This window comes from Bradyrhizobium denitrificans, from assembly GCF_013179005.1.
Lineage (GTDB): Bacteria > Pseudomonadota > Alphaproteobacteria > Rhizobiales > Xanthobacteraceae > Bradyrhizobium > Bradyrhizobium denitrificans.
The window spans coordinates 1-16,323 of the sequence record NZ_JABFDP010000053.1 but is presented as its reverse complement, the minus strand read 5'-3'; the positions used below and the strand labels follow the sequence as shown (position 1 = coordinate 16,323).

Sequence of the window (16,323 nt, the reverse complement as noted above, 5' to 3'; positions counted from 1 at the left end):
GGCTTGGGTAAGGGTGTTGAACTGCAAACCGAGACAATCATCGTCGCGCTCGCCATCGACGACGCGGCGCTGGCCGATCGCGTGGCGGCGCTGCTCGCCGACGTGCAGGGCTTTCGCCTCGCGGCGCCTGGCGAACCCGGCGATGTGACCGTCACGGACACGGCTGCGCGCGCCGAGCCGATCGACGGCGATCTGATCCTCACCGCCCGCGAGGCCGAGGTGATGATCCTGCTCGCCGAAGGCGCCTCCAACAAGGAGATCGCCCGGCGGCTCGGCATTTCGGTTCACACCGCCAAATTCCATGTTGGCCGGATCCTCGACAAGCTCGACGCGACCGGCCGCACCAACGCCGTCGCGCACGCCGCGCGGCTTGGCGTGATTCATTTGTAGAGATTTCTTCATGTCCGAGGTCGACTTTGCGATAAGCGCATTCGTCTCGAAATCGGGCAAAGGTCGTGAATGACCCTCGCGAGCCGCAATCTGCGTGCGGCGCTGGCCGTCGACCTTCGATCACAATTGAGTCATCGAGCCCTCTTCTGCCTCGTCGATTTTACGCTGCGACTTTCCTTCTGGCGCTTCCACGACGCTTCCACGAACTAAATCTCGAAGCAAAATCCGGACGACAAAAAGCCCTTGAAAACGGCATGTTTTCAAGGGCTTGATGTCTGGTTGCGGGGATAGGATTTGAACCTATGACCTTCAGGTTATGAGCCTGACGAGCTACCGGGCTGCTCCACCCCGCGTTAACTGGTGCGACCCTGTCGGGAAGTGTCGGGTGTTCCTGGCTGACACTCGAGAGTGCCGCCGATCCATCCCAAAGGCTTCCTGAGAAGGCTTGAGCCCGTAGGCCGGGTCGGCCATCGGGTGCGGGCGGTATGTACCAATGCGAGGCGGATTTGGAAAGGGCTTTCGGCAAAGTTTTTTTGCGGGATTATGACACCTGTCCCGGGAGCCGCAATCCTGAAAAAAGCCATTTTGAATCAACCAGTTAGGATATAACCTCAAAAAAGCAGAAACCGGTTTTCCCAAGAGATCATGCTCAAGCAAGGAGAAGATCATGATGCGCTTCTGTGGAAACGCATCATGATCGAGTGGACGGCCGGTGCTCGCCCCGTGGCGAACAGGCGGTAAGCGGCGGCTGGGACCAGCGGCAGTTCCGCCAGGCGTCGGACGATCTCGTCGGCCCGTGGAAGAAGGCCTTCCCCTTCGAGGCGTTCGCAACCCCATCGCGACGGAAACAGCGGCCGCACGCTTGCCAAGGGTTTCGCAACACGGCAGCTTTGCGCAACGAACGAGAACGACGGCCCAAGCGCCGCCGCAGGACACGCGAGGAGACGCCCATGGATCAATCCCTGAAGAGCCCCCCTGTTCTGGCGCTCGATGACGCCTTCCATGCCATGATCGAGGCGTCGCGCAGCGCGCCGCCGCCGAGCCTCGCCGCGCGGCTCGACAGCCTGAGACGGCTGCGGACGATGCTGGCGGACAATGAGAAGCGCCTGGAGCAGGCGATCTCGGCCGATTTCGGCCATCGCTGCGCGGTCGAGACCACGATCGCAGAGACCCTGTTTCTCCAAGCCGAGATCAAGCACACGCTGAAACTGCTGCCGCGCTGGATGGCGCCGCGGCGGATCGCGACCGCGCTGCAGTTCTGGCCCGCCCGCAACCGCCTGCTGCCGCAGCCTCTCGGCGTGGTCGGCATCATCGCGCCCTGGAACTATCCGCTGCAGCTGACGCTCGCGCCCGCCATCGGCGCCATCGCCGCCGGCAATCGCGTCCTGATCAAGCCCAGCGAGCTGACACCACGATTCGCGGCCCTGCTCCGGGAGGTCATCGCCGCGCATTTTGACCCGACCGTCCTCTCCGTCACCGGGATCGAGGATGGCGTCGCGCAGGCTTTCGCCGCGCTGCCGTTCGATCATCTGGTGTTCACCGGCTCGACCCGGGTCGGCCGCATCGTCGCCGAGGCGGCGGGGCGCAATCTGACACCGGTCACGCTCGAGCTCGGCGGCAAGTCGCCGACCATCGTCGACGTCTCTGCCGACCTAGATCAGGCGGCCGAGCGCATCGCCTATGCCAAGCTGCTCAATGCCGGCCAGACCTGCATCGCACCGGACTATGTGTTCGTACCCGAGCCGCAGCGCGACGCGTTCGCAGACAAGCTCCACCGCAACATGCTGCAGATGTTCGGCACCAATCCGGCCAACAACGACTACACCTCGATCATCTCCGATCGCCATTATGCGCGGCTGGAGGGATTGCTGCGGGACGCGATCGCCCGCGGCGCCAAGCCACTGAGCGCGACAAGCCCGGAAGATCCCGCCTGGAAGAAGCTGCGCAAATTCCCGCCCACCGTGCTGATCGGCGCGACACCTGACATGGCGATCATGCAGGAGGAGATCTTCGGACCCCTGCTGCCTGTGATGACCTATCGCGCGGCCGACGAGGTGATCCGCTATATCAACGCCCATGACCGGCCGCTGGCGCTGTACTGGTTCGGTCGGGACGACGCGGCGCGCGAAGCCGTGCTGGCGCGCACGGTCTCCGGTGGCGTGACGATCAACGATTGTTTGTTGCATTTCGCCCAGATGAATCAGCCGATGGGCGGCGTCGGCGCATCCGGCATCGGGCATTATCATGGCGAGTGGGGCTTCAACAGCTTCAGCAAGTTGAAGCCGGTGTTCTACCGCTCGCCCTTCAACCGCATGAAGGACCTCTATCCGCCCTATGGCACCAGCATCGCCCGGATCGAGAAGTTGCTGCGGCTGCTGAGCTGAACGCCTTGACCGCGTTGCGCCGGGTGCATCCGGCGTGAGCCGGCATCCGCAGGCAAGCGGGCAAACATCCACTGCGCGATCCGGGGTCAGCTCGGCACGTCAATGGCATTGCCATCCACGTGCGCGTCACCCCCGGAATGACGTCCAACAACAAGCAAGACAACATCAGGGAGAGACGCGTGACGGACGAGGTCGATTTCATCGTCGTGGGCGGCGGCAGCGGCGGGGCGACGGTCGCCGGGCGGTTATCGGAGAATCCGGCGACGTCGGTCGCGCTGCTCGACGCCGGCGGGCGCAACGACAATTGGATCGTCACGACGCCTTATATGCTGTTCCTGATGGTCGCGGGTCCGGTCAATAATTGGTCGTTCACGACAGTGCCGCAGAAGGGCCTGAACGGCCGCATCGGCTACCAGCCGCGCGGCCGCGGACTCGGCGGCTCATCCGCCATCAACGCCATGGTCTATATTCGCGGCCACCGCGCCGACTACGACCATTGGGCCGCGCTCGGCAATGCCGGCTGGTCCTATGACGACGTGCTGCCCTATTTCAAACGGGCGGAGAACAATGCGGATTTCAACGGCGCCTATCACGGCCAATCGGGGCCGCTGCCGGTCAACCGCCTGCGCACCGACAATCCGGTGCATGAGATCTTCCTGCAGGCCGCCCGCGAGGCGCAGTTTCCGCTTCGCGACGATTTCAATGCCGAGACCCAGGAAGGTCTTGGACTGTATCAGGTCACGCAGCGCAATGGCGAGCGCTGGAGTGCTGCACGCGCCTACATCCAGCCGCATCTCGGCACGCGGCGCAATCTCCGGGTCGAGACCGCGGCGCAGGCCTCGCTGATCCTGTTCGACGGCAAGCGCGCGATCGGCGTCAAATATCGCCAGGGCAAGGAGGTCAAGGAGATCCGCTGCCGGCGCGAGGTGATCCTCGCCTCCGGCGCGTTTCAGACACCGCAGCTCTTGATGCTCTCGGGCATAGGCGACGCCGCCGCATTGGCGCGGCTCGGCATCGCCCCCCTGCACGATCTGCCGGGCGTCGGACAAAACCTCCAGGACCATCCCGACTTCATCTTCGCCTATCTCTCGGATAACCCGAACTTCTCGTCATTGTCGCCCCAGGGCATCAGCCGCCTGCTGCGCGGGGCGCTGCAATATCGCCGCGAGCGGCGCGGACCGATCACCTCGAACTTTGCCGAATGCGGCGGCTTCCTGAAGACCCGCCCCGACCTCGATAGTCCCGACATCCAGCTCCATTTCGGCATGGCCGTCACCGACGATCACGGCCGCAAGCGCCATGGCAATGGCTTCTCCTGCCATTTTTGTCTGCTGCGGCCCAGGAGCCGCGGCACGGTCATGCTGAAGAACGCCGATCCGCTGACCGCGCCGCTGATCGATCCGAATTTCCTCGGTGAGGAGGAGGACCTCGAGGCCATGGTCGCCGGCTACAAGACCACGCAGCGGCTGATGCAGACGCCGGCCATGCGCAGCCTCGGCAAGCGCGATCTGTTCACCTCCGAGGTCAGGAGCGATGACGACATCCGCGCCATCCTGCGCAGTCGCGTCGATACCGTCTATCACCCGGTTGGCACCTGCAAGATGGGCGTCGATGATCCGCTCGCGGTGGTCGATCCGCAACTGAGGGTCCGCGGACTCGCCGGGCTGCGCGTGGTCGACGCCTCGATCATGCCGACCTTGATCGGGGGTAACACCAATGCGCCGACGATCATGATCGGCGAGAAGGCCGCCGACATGATCAAGAGCGAGCTGCGCGGCACCTGATCGGCTTCGACCGGCGCCGGTCAGGTCAGCAGGAAGCCGCCATCGACGGTGACCACGCTGCCCGTCATGTAGCGCGAGGCGGGCGAGGCCAGCAGCATGATGGCGCCGTCGAGATCGCTCTCACGGCCGACGCGCCGCTGCGGAATGCGCTTGATCAGCTTCTCGCCCGCGGGCGTCTCCCAGACGTCATGGTTGATGTCGGTGTCGATGTAGCCCGGCGCCAGCGCGTTGACGCGGATGTCGCTGGCGGCGAGTTCCAGCGCCAGCGCCTTGGTCGCCTGAACGACCCCCGCCTTGGAAATCGCGTAGGGTGCAATGAACTTCACGACGCTGAAGCCGAGCACCGATGCGATGTTGATGATGTTGCCGCCGCCCTTGCGTGCGATCATCCGGCGCGCCACCTCGGTTGCCGCGAAATAAGCCCCCTTCAGATTGGCGCCGATCACCGCGTCCCAATCCGCCTCGCTCTGCTCGACCGCCAGCTTCTCGACCGCAATGCCGGCATTGTTGATCAGCACCGTGATCGGACCCAGCGCGGACTCGGCCGCATCCAAGCCCTTGGCGATCGATGCCGCGCTCGTCACATCCATCTCGACGGCCACCGCGCGACCGCCCTTGGCCTTGATCTCGTCCTCGAGCGCCTTGAGCTTGCCGGTCTGCCGCGCAGCCAATGCGACCGCGGCACCGTGCGCCGACAGCACGCGTGCGAACTGCCGGCCCAGCCCCTGGCTCGCGCCGGTGATCAGGATCACTTCCCGGCTGACGTCGAACAGGTCGGACATGACACTCCCCTTGGGTTTCCTCGTTTGTTGCGGCGCATTTGATACAGACGATTTGAAGGAGGGCAAACCGGAATTGTTTACCGGCCCCGCCTACAACCACAGCGGAACAATGATGAACGCCTTCGACCTCGCCGCTTGTGTTGGACTGGTGATCGCCGTCTATAGCGGCTTTTCGACCGGGCTGTTGCGCAGCGCCATCACGATACTGGCTTATCTGTTGGCGATGCCGCTGGCGATGGGAGCCGTCGCAGCGATGAGCCCGCAGCTCAGAGATGTCCATGGCGTGCCCCTGGCCCAGGGCTGGCTGCAGTTCTTCGCTGCCTTCGTCGTCATCGGCGTCGCCCTGGGCAAGATCGGTCGCATCCTCCTGGATCAGGCGATCGGTTCCGAAGCCGGCTTCGGCGACCGGCTCGCCGGTGCGCTGCTTGGCGCCGTGCGCGTGGGCATGGTGGCGACCACGCTCGTCCTGGTGTTCGACAAGATCGTCCCACCCGAGCGCCAGCCCCGCTTTCTCGAAGGCTCGCGGTTGCGACCGCTGCTCTCGCTCGCAGGCGCGAAGGGCTTCCGCTCGCTGCCGCCCGAGGTGGCCGGCCTGATCGATCGTCTCAAGCAGGAACGGCGCATCTGATCACCGCCCGCACTGGCGAGCCATGCAATTCGGCACAGCCCGGTTGCTCTTATCAGCGACAGCTTGCTTGGCTAGAATGCCGCCATCATCGCTTCTGTTTCACTGACATATTCGGAGTCATCAATCGTGGATCTCGGGATCAAGGGCCGCCGCGCCATCGTCTGCGCCTCCAGCAAGGGGCTGGGCCGCGCCTGCGCCATCGCGCTCGCCAATGAGGGGGTGCATGTCACGATCACCGCGCGCGGCGCCGAGGCGCTGGCCAAGACTGCAGCCGACATTCGCGCGGCCAATCCGGACATCACCGTGACCGAGGTGGCTGGCGACATCACGACGCCAGAGGGCCGTGCTGCGGTCCTCAAGGCGTGCCCGGATCCGGACATATTGATCAACAATGCCGGCGGCCCGCCGCCCGGCGACTTCCGCAACTGGACGCGCGATGATTGGATCAAGGCACTCGATGCCAACATGCTGACGCCGATCGAACTGATCAAGGCGACCGTCGACGGCATGATGGCGCGCAAGTTCGGCCGCATCGTCAACATCACCTCGGCCGCGGTGAAGGCGCCGATCGACATTCTCGGCCTCTCCAACGGGGCCCGCGCCGGCCTCACCGGTTTCGTCGCCGGCCTGTCGCGCAAGACCGTGATCAACAACGTGACCATCAACGCGCTGCTGCCGGGCCCGTTCGAGACCGACCGCCTGATCGGCACCGCCAAGATCGAGTCCGAGCGTCGCGGTATTCCGCCCGAGCAGATCCTGGCCGAGCGCGCCAAGACCAACCCCGCCGGCCGCTTCGGCGATCCCGAAGAGTTCGGCCTCGCCTGTGCCTTCCTGTGCGGCGCCAAGGCCGGCTACATCACGGGGCAGAACATCCTCCTCGACGGCGGTGCCTTCCCCGGCACGCTGTAGCACAGGGCTTCGTCGCGGCCGCTCCAAGCGGAACGGTCGCGCGGCCTGACCTCTCCCCGCAAGGGAGGCGAGGGATCACACCGCCCGCGTGGTCACAACCCGGCTTCGACAGACAGGACCAAACCAGCTATTCCACGCCCGCGAGCTGCCGCATATCACGAGCCGGATATCGCATATTCTATTGCTTTGTGATCTCGTCCTCGTCGCGCTGGCTCGGACTCGAGGAATCCGCCGTGGTGCGGCCTTCGGTCCAGTCGATGCCGAACGCATCGAGACCCTCCGCCAGGAGATCGCCGAGCATGGGCTCACCGAGGAGATAGCGCGCGGTGTGGCGGTCGCGCTGGCCGGCCGCTTCGCGGCGCAGATCGTCCCACTCCTCGATATCGCCATCGCCGCGGCCGAGCCGCATCAGCGCGACCAGGTCGGTCTGCTCGTCCTCGCTCATCGCATTGATGAAGCCGGTGATCTCGCGCACGACCGGATCATCGCCGGTATCTTCGAGCACGTCGATCATGTCGTCATCGACGGCATTGGAGCCGGAGTCGACGTCGCTCGCCTGATCCTTGACGTCGAATTCACGCGCCTTCTCGATCAGGAAGGCGACCTTCTCGGGCGATATGGCCAGCTCCGGCATGACACTCTCCTCCATGGACTGGCCACGACAACGCCTGTTCCCGAGAGTCGATCCATTGCGCTGGACCGCGCGACGCGGCATCGTCGCCGGCATCAAGAACAAACGGGGAAACGCGCATGCCATGGACGGTCGGCCGGGTCAGGATCAGCAAATTCGTCGAACTGGAGACGGTGGGCGGCACCCGCTTCATCCTGCCACAAGCGACGCCCGAGGCGATCCGCGCGCTGTCCTGGCTCACACCCGACTTCGCCACCGGCGAAGGCAAGCTGAAGATGGTCATCCAGACTCTGGTGCTGGAGACGCCGACCCGGCGCATCGTGGTCGACACCGGGCTTGGCAATGACAAGCAGGGCCGCAGCGTGCCGATGTGGAACAACCGCACCACGCCGTTCCTGCAGACGCTGAGCGCCGCCGGCTTTCCGCCCGAGAGCATCGACATGGTGATCTGCACCCATCTCCATGTCGATCATGTCGGCTGGAATACGCGGCTGGTCGACGGCCAATGGGTCCCGACCTTCGCCAAGGCGCGGTATGTGTTCGGCCGCACTGAATATCAGCATTGGCGCGACCATAGCGAGGCGGCCGACGAGACGGCGACCTTCGCCGATTCCGTGCAGCCGATCGTCGCGGCCGGTCGCGCCGACCTGGTCGCCAGCGATGCCGCGATTTGCGACGAGATCACGCTGATCCCGACCCCCGGCCACAGCCCGGGTCACGTCAGCCTGCACATCCGCTCCGACGGCGCGGAGGCCCTGCTGACCGGGGATGTCGCGCACCACCCTTGCCAGATGGCGCATCTCGACTGGAGTTCGACTGTCGACTCTGATCCTGCCCAGGGGATCGCCACGCGGCAGGCGCTGTTCTCGCGCTTCGCCGACACCGCCACGCTGGTGATCGGCGGCCATTTCGACGCCGGCTATATCAAGCGCGATGGCACGGCCTTCCGTTTTGAGGCAGTGCGGGGCGGCGGCAGCGCATAGCCCGCGAGGTTGAATTTCGCCCCGCCATGCTCCATGACAGGGCCCTGGAATACAGAGATGCCAGGGAGAGAAACCAGATGAAGCTTGTTCGCTACGGCGAGAAGGGCGCGGAGAAGCCGGGCCTGATCGATGCATCCGGCCAGTTGCGCGACCTGTCGGCCCATGTGAAGGACCTCGACGGCGCCGCCTACGCGCCGGAGTCGCTGAAGAAGCTCGCCGCGCTCGATCCAGCCTCGCTGCCGGCCGTCGCCGGCAAGCCGCGGCTCGGCGCGCCCGTCACCGGCATTTCCAAATTCGTGGCGATCGGCCTCAACTACTCCGATCATGCCAAGGAGACCGGCAACCCGATCCCGGCGGAGCCGATCTTCTTCCTGAAGGCCAACACCGCACTGTGCGGGCCCTATGACCCGGTCGAGAAGCCGCGCGGCTCCACCAAGCTCGACTGGGAGGTCGAGATCGCCGCCATCATCGGCACCCGCGCAAAATATGTCTCCGAGGCCGAGGCGCTGAACCACATCGCCGGCTACACGATCTGCAACGACGTCTCCGAGCGCAACTTCCAGATCGAGCGCCTGGGCCAGTGGACCAAGGGCAAGTCGCACGACACGTTCGGCCCGGTCGGCCCCTGGCTTGTCACCAAGGACGAAATCCCGGATGTGCAGAACCTGTCGATGTGGCTCGACGTCAACGGCCAGCGCCGCCAGACCGGCACCACCGCAACGATGATCTTCTCGATGGCGAAGTGCATCTCCTACGTCTCGCAGTTCATGACCTTGCTGCCGGGCGACATCGTCACCACGGGCACACCTCCGGGCGTCGGCATGGGCATGAAGCCGCCGACCTTCCTCAATGTCGGCGACGTCGTGACCCTCGGCATCGAACGTCTCGGCGAGCAGCGCCAGGAGATCGTCGAGGCTTGAGCCTCGAACATTGTCATTGCGAGCGAAGCGAAGCAATCCAGGGCCATTCGTGCCGCCCTGGATTGCTTCGTCGCTGACGCTCCTCGCAATGACGCTCATTATCTGCGTCGGTCAGGAAACAACGATGAGACTCACCTACTCGCCCGCCTCGCCATTCGCCCGCAAGGTGCGGATCGCCGCCATCGAGCTTGGCCTGATCGACAAGATCGAATTCGCGCCGATGTCGGTCATGCCCGGCCAGGCCAATGATGACTATACGAAGATCACGCCGCTGAAGAAGCTGCCGGTGCTGATCCTCGACAATGGCGACGTGATCCTGGATTCCTATGTCATCGTCGAATATCTCGACGAGCTCGCCGGCGGCAACAGGCTGATCCCTGCCTCCGGCGCGGCGCGCTGGACGGTGAAGAGCGAGCATTCGATGCTGCAGGGCATGCTCGATTCCATGTTGCTGTGCCGCTACGAGAACGCGGTGCGGCCGGAAGCCCTGCGCTGGAAGGCCTGGTCGGACGATCACTGGAACCGCGTCTGGGCCGGCATGGCGCGCTTCGCCGCGCAGAGCGATTTGATGACGCGACCGTTCGACGTCGTCGCCATCGGCCTTGTCTGCGTGCTCGGCTATGCGGATTATCGCTTCGCCGATTGCGGCTGGCGCAAGGCGTTTCCGACCCTCGATGCCTTCCATCAGAAGATGCTGGAGCGGGAATCAGTGAAGATCTCGGTGCCCCCGGCGGCTTGATCATTCCGGGCGCATCATTCCAAGGGACATCTCGTGGCTCTGACGTTTTCGGTTGCCGATCTCACGATCCATCGCATCATCGAGCAGGAAACCACCTTCCTGCCAGCCCGCGAGATGTTCCCGGAGCTGACGCCAGAGATGCTGGACGCCGAGCGCAGCGCGCTGCAAGCGGCCAACGCGCTCGATGCGCAGGATACGCTGATCCTGTGCTTCCAATCCTATGTGGTGAAGACGCCTCACCACACCATCCTGATCGACAGCTGCATCGGCAACGACAAGCCACGCGCGCGGCCGGTCTGGAACATGAAGACCGACGACACCTACATGCGGGCGCTCGACGCCGCCGGCATGTCGGTCGACGACATCGACATCGTGATGTGCACGCATCTGCACACCGATCACGTCGGCTGGAACACGCGGCGCGACAATGACCGCTGGGTGCCGACCTTCCCGAACGCGCGCTATCTGTTCGCGCAACGCGAATATGATTACTGGGTTGCGCAGAACGCCAAGGCCGAGGTGCCGCCGTTTGCAGACAGCGTGCTGCCGGTGGTCGAGGCCAAGCGGGCCGACATCGTCATGGACGACTTCGCGATCGGCGATCATGTCCGCCTCGTGCCCACGCCGGGACATACACCCGGCCATGTCGCAATCGCGCTCGGCAAGGGCAAGGACGATGCGGTGTTCGCCGGCGATCTCATTCACTCGCCGCTGCAGCTGGCCTATCCCGAGCTGTCGCCGAAGTTCGATGTCGACCCGGCGCAGGCGGCCGTGACGCGGCGCACGTTCCTGGAGCGCTATGGCGACACCGCCACCGTGTGCTGCACGGCGCATTTCCCTTCGCCGTCGGCGGGCCGCATCAAGCGCAAGGGCAATGGTTTCAGCTGCGAGGCAATCTGATACGAGCGGGGCAGGACCCGCCACGCCCGCGCATCAATCGAACAGGCTCGGGGTGTAGTTCACCGCCGCGCCCTCGATCGCCAGCATCTTCAGCTTGGTGTCGACGCCGCCATTGGCGGAGAAGCCGCCGGGCTTGTTGCCCGCCGCCAGCACGCGATGGCAGGGCACCACGATCGGGCACGGATTGCGCCCGAGCGCCTGGCCGACTTCGCGCGATAATTCGACGCCACCGAGCTGCTTGGCAATGTCGCCATAGGTCAGGGTCCGGCCCGGCGGGATGCGGCGGGCGATGTCGTAGACGCCGCGCTGGAACGGGCTGACGCCATCGAGATCGAGTTCGATGTCGCTGAGATCATCAGGCTGCCCGGCGAGCAGCGCCCTGATGCGTCCGATGACGCGCTGCACCTGCGGCGTCGGCTCGGCTTCGGTGATGCCGGCATGACGCTGCTGCATCCTGGTGCGGATCTGCGTCACGCCGCCCATCGGCAGCTGCACCGCATTGATCCCGCGGGGTCCCCAGGCGATCGCGCAGGTGCCGATCGCGGTGTCGAACAATGCATAGACCTGGTCTGACATGGCGGGCTCCATCATCGCTCTGCCCCGTATCATCTGGCGATCAAATTAGGCTTGGAGAATGTTGCGATCCACCCGGATTCTGCCAATGTCGACAGGCGCCCCAAGCCTGGCCCGGGAGCGCGCATCGATGAAACAAGGACCCCGGATGACGCCTTTCTCCTTCCGCCTCGCAGCATTTGCCCTGCTTGCGGCCACCACCAGCCTGTCGGCCGCCCAGGCCGGCCCCGATGAGACGATCAAGGCCGCAGCCGAGCAGGCCAGGCCGGCGGTGATCGACTCCTTGCGCGAGATGGTGCTGATCGAGTCCGGTTCGAGCGATGTCGAAGGGCTGAAGAAGATGGCCGACCTCACCGAAGGCCGGCTGAAGGCGCTCGGCGCCACCACCGAACGGCGCAAGACCACCCGCGGCGTCGGCGCGGACATGGTGATCGGCACCTTCGAGGGCACAGGCCGCCGCAAGCTGATGCTGATCGCGCATATGGACACGGTGTACCAGCCCGGCATCCTCAAGACCGAGCCGTATCATGTCGAGGGCGACCTGATCTACGGGCCGGGCATTGCGGACGACAAAGGCGGCATCGCGGTGATCCTGCACAGCCTGCAGATCCTCAAGGACATGGGCTGGCGCGACTACGCCAGGCTGACGGTCGCGTTCAATCCCGACGAGGAGGTCGGCTCGATCGGCTCCGGCGAGTTCATCGCCGAGCTGGCCGACCAGCACGACGTCGTGCTGTCCTGCGAGCCGACCGCGGCCAAGCCCGCGGCGCCGGTCGACAGCCTTCTGCTGGGCGCCAGCGGCACCGCGACGGCCACCATGCAGGTGACGGGCCGCGCCTCGCATGCCGGTGCGGCGCCCGATCGCGGCCGCAACGCGCTGATCGAGCTCTCACACCAATTGCTGCAGACGCGGGACATCGCGAAATCGATTCCGGGCACACAGCTCAACTGGACGACGGCCACCGCCGGCACCGTGCGCAACCAGATTCCGGAAAAAGCCAGCGCCGGCGGCGACGTGCGCCTGACGGTCGCCGACGGCGTCGAAAAGCTGCAGGCCGCGCTCGACGAGACGACCAAGAGCCATCTGGTGCCCGACACCGAGGTCAAGGTGACGATTGAAAAGGGCCGTCCGCCCTTTATCGCGTCCGATCGCGGCCGCGCGCTCGGCAAGGAGGCGCAGGCGATCTACGCCGAGCTGGAGCGGCCGCTCGCGCTGGTCGACATGACCGGCGGCGCCACCGATGCCGGCTTTGCCAATCGCAGCGGCAAGGCGATCGTCGTCGAGAGCTTCGGCATCGCCGGCTTCAACTATCATGCCCATAACGAATATATCGACAGCACGACCATCGTGCCGCGGCTCTATTTGATGACCCGCATGCTGATCGAGCAGGGCAAGAAGATGTAGGATGTGACTGCGGGAGGCAGCCCGGCGAGCAGACCGGGCGCCTCCATCAGGGAAACGAGCGAGGAGAACGCCATGCAGCTGACGCCGGAGCAGATTGCATTCTTCAACCGCGAGGGCTGGCTGTTCCTGCCCGAGCTGTTCAGTCCGGAAGAGACCGCCTTCCTCGCCCGCGAGGCCGAGGCGATCTATGCCGCTGACCGGCCGGAGGTCTGGCGCGAGAAGAGCGGCGCGCCGCGCACCGCCTTTGCGGCGCATCTCTACAACGACGCCTTCCGCGTGCTCGCGGCGCATCCGCGCATGATCGCGCCGATCGAGCAGATCTTCGGCGAGAAGGTCTACATGCATCAGTTCAAGATCAACGCCAAATCGGCCTTCACCGGCGACGTCTGGCAATGGCACCAGGATTACGGCACCTGGAAGCGCGACGACGGCATGCCGGAACCGCGCGCGATGAACATTGCGATCTTCCTCGACGAGGTGATGCCGATCAACGGGCCCTTGATGCTGGTGCCGCGCAGCCAGCATGCCGGCGACCTCGAGGCGTCGCACGATCTCGCCACCACGTCCTATCCGCTGTGGACGCTCGACGAGGCGACCGTCACACGTCTCGTCGCCGAGGGCGGCATCGTCGCGCCGACCGGCAAGCCCGGTGGCATGCTGATGTTCCACGGCAATCTCGTGCACGGCTCCGCCGGCAACATCACACCCTACCCACGCAAGATCGTGTATCTCACGCTGAATGCCGTCTCGAACTACATCCGCACCCCCACGCGCCCGGAGTACATCGCGCATCGCGACTTCACGCCGATCGCCACGCTGCCGGATGACGCGTTGCTGCAGCTGGCGCGAGCGCATCGCGAGGCGGCTGAGTAAAGCACAGCACGCGCCACGAAAAATGTCGTCATGCCCTGGCTTGACCCGGGCATCCATCAACGGAACGATTCTCCCGCAGAGAGATGGATGGCCGGGCCTCCGCCGCGCCGAAGGGGCTTCGGCCCCGCAGGCGGGTCAAGCCCGGCCATGACGAGAAACTGATAGCCGCCCTACCGCGCCTTCAAGAAACGCTGGAATTCTCCAATGAACCTCCACTCCCTCCTCCAAGCCCGCCACGCCTCCGGCCAACCTGTCCGCGTCGCGCTGATCGGCGCCGGCAAATTCGGCTCGATGTTCCTGTCGCAGGTGCCGCATGTGGTCGGCCTCGAGGTGCCCGTGATCATCGATCTCGATCCGGAGCGAGCGCGCGACGCTTGCCGGACGATCGGCTGGAGCGCGGAGCTAATTGAGCGCACGGCATTCAGTGTTGATGGCGCGAAGGCGCTGGCTGACAACATCGATGTCGTCGTTGAAGCCACCGGCAGTCCGGCCGCCGGCATCCGCCACGCGCGCGCGGCGATCCGTGCCGGCAAGCACATCGTGATGGTCAACGTCGAAGCCGACGTGCTGGCGGGACCGCTGTTGGCTGACGAGGCGCGCAAAGCCGGCGTGGTCTATTCGCTCGCTTATGGCGACCAGCCGGCGCTGACGGCGGAGCTCGTCGATTGGGCGCGCGCCACCGGCTTCCATGTCGTGGCGGCCGGCAAGGGCACGAAATATCTGCCGGCCTATCACGACGTGACGCCCGACGGCGTCTGGCAGCATTACGGGCTCACGGCCGGCGAGGCACAGTCCGCCGGCATGAATCCGCAGATGTTCAACTCCTTCCTCGACGGCACCAAGTCGGCGATCGAGATGGCGGCGATCGCCAACGCGACCGGGCTCGATGTTCCGAACGATGGCCTGTTGTTCCCGCCTTGCGGCGTCGACGACCTACCGCATGTGCTGCGGCCGCGCGAGCGCGGCGGTGTGCTGGAACGCTCGGGCATGGTCGAGGTGGTGTCGTCGCTGGAACGCGACGGCCGCCCCGTGTTTCGCGATCTGCGCTGGGGCGTCTATGTCGTGCTGGAAGCCCCGAACGACTACGCCGCGGATTGCTTCCGGCAATACGGCCTGAAGACCGACACCAGCGGATGCTATGCGGCGATGTACAAGCCCTATCATCTGATCGGACTTGAGCTGAACGTCTCGGTGCTATCAGCAGCGCTGCGCAAGGAACCGACCGGCCAGCCGCGCGGTTTCCGCGGCGATGTCGTCGCGGTCGCCAAGAAGACGCTGCGCGCCGGCGAGATGCTCGACGGCGAAGGTGGCTATACCGTCTGGGGCAAGGTGCTCCCGGCTGCGACAAGTCTTCAGCTCGGCGCGCTGCCGATCGGACTGGCGCATCGCGTGAAGCTGACCCGGGACGTCGCGCATGGCGAGGTCCTGCGCTGGAGCGATGTCGCCATCGACACCGCCGATGAGACGGTCAGTGTTCGAAAGCAGATGGAGGCGGTATTCGCGCGCTGAGCCTGCGATCCACTCGGCCAGCACGGCACAATAAGAAGCCCCGACCGCCGGTCGGGGCTTTCGTGATCCTGAAGGATCAGCAATATCAGTTGTCATCCTCGCCGAACGCGGCGGCGAGCTTGTCGTAATATTTCACCACGAGATCGATGTTGCCCTTGTTCTCGACTTCCGGCGGCTTCGCCTTCAGCGCCGCGTTGAGATCGTTGAGAACCTGTTTCTTGTCATCCGGCTTCATCTTCTTGTCGGCCTGGACCTGGTCGATCTGCTGCTTGATGACCGCCTCGGGACCGACATAGGTCTTCGTCTTCGGATCGATGCCGCCCATCACCAGGCTGATATTGTCGACGACGACGTTGAAATCGTCGTAGCTCGCAAAGCCGTATTTCTTGGCGATGCCGTCGAGCTGCGTCACGATCTTCTGGTCCGGTGGCGCGTTCTCCGGCAGCTTGTCGGTGATCGCATCCATGTCCTTCTGCGACGCCAGCACGTTCTCGATCTGCTTGTCGGTGAGTGCGATCTGCTTCAGCTGCGGCGGCTGGCTGATGGTGGGTCCCGGCGGCTGCGCGGGGGAATCCTTGGCCGCCTGCGCGAGCGCCGGAAGCGTTGCAACGGCCGTCAACGCGGCCCCTGAGCCGGCAATGGCCAATGCGACGAAGGTGGTCCGGACGAACATGCGCATGAGGATCTCCTGTGGGACAATGGCAGCGGTAATGCAGCGACAACAGACAGCGCAGCATTGCGTACGTTCTGGGGAATGAACCGCGCCTGAATCGGTTCCGCAGGCTCGATCACACGGTTGTGCGGCGCTGGTGGCCTGCCCGAACGAGCGCATATAACGAGGCCCCAAGACAAACGACAACGCCGCGCTGAGTTTTCAGCGCGGCGTTGTTGTTGTTGGGGTGTGAAGAGGGGA

Annotated in this window: 16 protein-coding genes and 1 tRNA gene; 12 read left to right on the top strand and 5 right to left on the bottom strand. The window is 64.9% G+C overall.

The window, feature by feature from the left end; genetic code table 11:
• The first annotated feature begins 3 nt into the window (after nucleotides 1-3).
• Nucleotides 4-390, top strand: coding sequence for a response regulator transcription factor (locus HL671_RS36170; protein WP_172243580.1), 387 nt, complete (start codon nucleotides 4-6; stop codon nucleotides 388-390).
• A gap of 276 nt (nucleotides 391-666) precedes the next feature.
• Here HL671_RS36170 and HL671_RS36165 read toward each other — a convergent pair.
• A tRNA-Met gene (locus tag HL671_RS36165) sits at nucleotides 667-743 on the bottom strand.
• 597 nt (nucleotides 744-1,340) lie between these two features.
• On the opposite strand from HL671_RS36165, the gene HL671_RS36160 reads away from it, so the two are divergent.
• Both HL671_RS36160 and HL671_RS36155 read left to right on the top strand, forming a co-directional pair.
• Entirely contained in the window at nucleotides 1,341-2,774 is a 1,434-nt protein-coding gene (locus HL671_RS36160) for a coniferyl aldehyde dehydrogenase (RefSeq protein ID WP_012041501.1), read from the top strand.
• Between the two features lie 179 nt (nucleotides 2,775-2,953).
• A complete protein-coding gene (locus HL671_RS36155) occupies nucleotides 2,954-4,558 on the top strand; it encodes a GMC family oxidoreductase (RefSeq protein ID WP_172243577.1) in 1,605 nt (534 codons plus the stop codon).
• 20 nt (nucleotides 4,559-4,578) lie between these two features.
• Here HL671_RS36155 and HL671_RS36150 read toward each other — a convergent pair whose 3' ends face one another.
• Nucleotides 4,579-5,340 (bottom strand): SDR family NAD(P)-dependent oxidoreductase, encoded by a 762-nt coding sequence (locus HL671_RS36150; RefSeq protein WP_012041499.1) that lies wholly within the window; start codon nucleotides 5,338-5,340, stop codon nucleotides 4,579-4,581.
• 112 nt (nucleotides 5,341-5,452) lie between these two features.
• On the opposite strand from HL671_RS36150, the gene HL671_RS36145 reads away from it, so the two are divergent.
• Together HL671_RS36145 and HL671_RS36140 are read left to right on the top strand one after the other, a co-directional pair.
• A complete protein-coding gene (locus HL671_RS36145; protein ID WP_012041498.1) occupies nucleotides 5,453-5,968 on the top strand; it encodes a CvpA family protein in 516 nt (171 codons plus the stop codon).
• A gap of 126 nt (nucleotides 5,969-6,094) precedes the next feature.
• Complete coding sequence (locus HL671_RS36140; protein WP_012041497.1) at nucleotides 6,095-6,877, top strand: SDR family oxidoreductase; 783 nt, start codon at nucleotides 6,095-6,097, stop codon at nucleotides 6,875-6,877.
• A gap of 178 nt (nucleotides 6,878-7,055) precedes the next feature.
• On the opposite strand, the gene HL671_RS36135 is transcribed toward HL671_RS36140, so the two are convergent.
• Nucleotides 7,056-7,511, bottom strand: a complete 456-nt coding sequence (locus HL671_RS36135; RefSeq protein ID WP_172243574.1) for a DUF3775 domain-containing protein — start codon at nucleotides 7,509-7,511, stop codon at nucleotides 7,056-7,058.
• A gap of 116 nt (nucleotides 7,512-7,627) precedes the next feature.
• Here HL671_RS36135 and HL671_RS36130 point away from each other — a divergent pair, with 116 nt between their 5' ends.
• The 4 genes from HL671_RS36130 (at nucleotide 7,628) to HL671_RS36115 (ending at nucleotide 11,050) form a co-directional block, all read left to right on the top strand.
• Nucleotides 7,628-8,491, top strand: coding sequence for an MBL fold metallo-hydrolase (locus tag HL671_RS36130; protein ID WP_172243571.1), 864 nt, complete (start codon nucleotides 7,628-7,630; stop codon nucleotides 8,489-8,491).
• A 77-nt stretch (nucleotides 8,492-8,568) separates the two neighbouring features.
• A complete protein-coding gene (locus tag HL671_RS36125) occupies nucleotides 8,569-9,411 on the top strand; it encodes a fumarylacetoacetate hydrolase family protein (protein WP_012041494.1) in 843 nt (280 codons plus the stop codon).
• A gap of 124 nt (nucleotides 9,412-9,535) precedes the next feature.
• Entirely contained in the window at nucleotides 9,536-10,150 is a 615-nt protein-coding gene (locus HL671_RS36120; protein WP_172243568.1) for a glutathione S-transferase family protein, read from the top strand.
• 33 nt (nucleotides 10,151-10,183) lie between these two features.
• Complete coding sequence (locus HL671_RS36115; protein ID WP_172243565.1) at nucleotides 10,184-11,050, top strand: MBL fold metallo-hydrolase; 867 nt, start codon at nucleotides 10,184-10,186, stop codon at nucleotides 11,048-11,050.
• Nucleotides 11,051-11,083: 33 nt separating this feature from the next.
• Here HL671_RS36115 and HL671_RS36110 read toward each other — a convergent pair whose 3' ends face one another.
• Nucleotides 11,084-11,626: a methylated-DNA--[protein]-cysteine S-methyltransferase gene (locus tag HL671_RS36110; RefSeq protein ID WP_172243562.1), complete on the bottom strand. Its 543-nt coding sequence runs from the start codon at nucleotides 11,624-11,626 to the stop codon at nucleotides 11,084-11,086.
• Nucleotides 11,627-11,771: 145 nt separating this feature from the next.
• On the opposite strand from HL671_RS36110, the gene HL671_RS36105 reads away from it, so the two are divergent.
• The 3 genes from HL671_RS36105 to HL671_RS36095 all read left to right on the top strand — a co-directional run bounded on the left by HL671_RS36105 (nucleotide 11,772) and on the right by HL671_RS36095 (nucleotide 15,410).
• Nucleotides 11,772-13,028 (top strand): M20/M25/M40 family metallo-hydrolase, encoded by a 1,257-nt coding sequence (locus HL671_RS36105; protein WP_172243559.1) that lies wholly within the window; start codon nucleotides 11,772-11,774, stop codon nucleotides 13,026-13,028.
• A gap of 72 nt (nucleotides 13,029-13,100) precedes the next feature.
• On the top strand, nucleotides 13,101-13,901 hold the full coding sequence (locus tag HL671_RS36100) for a phytanoyl-CoA dioxygenase family protein (RefSeq protein ID WP_172243556.1): 801 nt from the start codon (nucleotides 13,101-13,103) through the stop codon (nucleotides 13,899-13,901).
• Nucleotides 13,902-14,105: 204 nt separating this feature from the next.
• Complete coding sequence (locus HL671_RS36095) at nucleotides 14,106-15,410, top strand: NAD(P)H-dependent oxidoreductase (RefSeq protein ID WP_172243553.1); 1,305 nt, start codon at nucleotides 14,106-14,108, stop codon at nucleotides 15,408-15,410.
• An 85-nt stretch (nucleotides 15,411-15,495) separates the two neighbouring features.
• Here the strand turns inward: HL671_RS36095 and HL671_RS36090 are convergent, their stop codons facing one another.
• Nucleotides 15,496-16,089: a hypothetical protein gene (locus tag HL671_RS36090; RefSeq protein WP_172243550.1), complete on the bottom strand. Its 594-nt coding sequence runs from the start codon at nucleotides 16,087-16,089 to the stop codon at nucleotides 15,496-15,498.
• Nucleotides 16,090-16,323 lie beyond the last annotated feature (234 nt).

Excerpts from the sequence above, each read along its gene's own strand:
- HL671_RS36160 (WP_012041501.1), top strand. The coding sequence starts at position 1,341 with ATGGATCAATCCCTGAAGAGCCCCCCTGTTCTGGCGCTCGATGACGCC.
- HL671_RS36150 (WP_012041499.1), bottom strand. The coding sequence starts at position 5,340 with ATGTCCGACCTGTTCGACGTCAGCCGGGAAGTGATCCTGATCACCGGC.
- HL671_RS36145 (WP_012041498.1), top strand. The coding sequence starts at position 5,453 with ATGAACGCCTTCGACCTCGCCGCTTGTGTTGGACTGGTGATCGCCGTC.
- HL671_RS36135 (WP_172243574.1), bottom strand. The coding sequence starts at position 7,511 with ATGCCGGAGCTGGCCATATCGCCCGAGAAGGTCGCCTTCCTGATCGAG.
- HL671_RS36130 (WP_172243571.1), top strand. The coding sequence starts at position 7,628 with ATGCCATGGACGGTCGGCCGGGTCAGGATCAGCAAATTCGTCGAACTG.
- HL671_RS36125 (WP_012041494.1), top strand. The coding sequence starts at position 8,569 with ATGAAGCTTGTTCGCTACGGCGAGAAGGGCGCGGAGAAGCCGGGCCTG.
- HL671_RS36120 (WP_172243568.1), top strand. The coding sequence starts at position 9,536 with ATGAGACTCACCTACTCGCCCGCCTCGCCATTCGCCCGCAAGGTGCGG.
- HL671_RS36110 (WP_172243562.1), bottom strand. The coding sequence starts at position 11,626 with ATGTCAGACCAGGTCTATGCATTGTTCGACACCGCGATCGGCACCTGC.
- HL671_RS36105 (WP_172243559.1), top strand. The coding sequence starts at position 11,772 with ATGACGCCTTTCTCCTTCCGCCTCGCAGCATTTGCCCTGCTTGCGGCC.
- HL671_RS36100 (WP_172243556.1), top strand. The coding sequence starts at position 13,101 with ATGCAGCTGACGCCGGAGCAGATTGCATTCTTCAACCGCGAGGGCTGG.
- HL671_RS36095 (WP_172243553.1), top strand. The coding sequence starts at position 14,106 with ATGAACCTCCACTCCCTCCTCCAAGCCCGCCACGCCTCCGGCCAACCT.
- HL671_RS36090 (WP_172243550.1), bottom strand. The coding sequence starts at position 16,089 with ATGCGCATGTTCGTCCGGACCACCTTCGTCGCATTGGCCATTGCCGGC.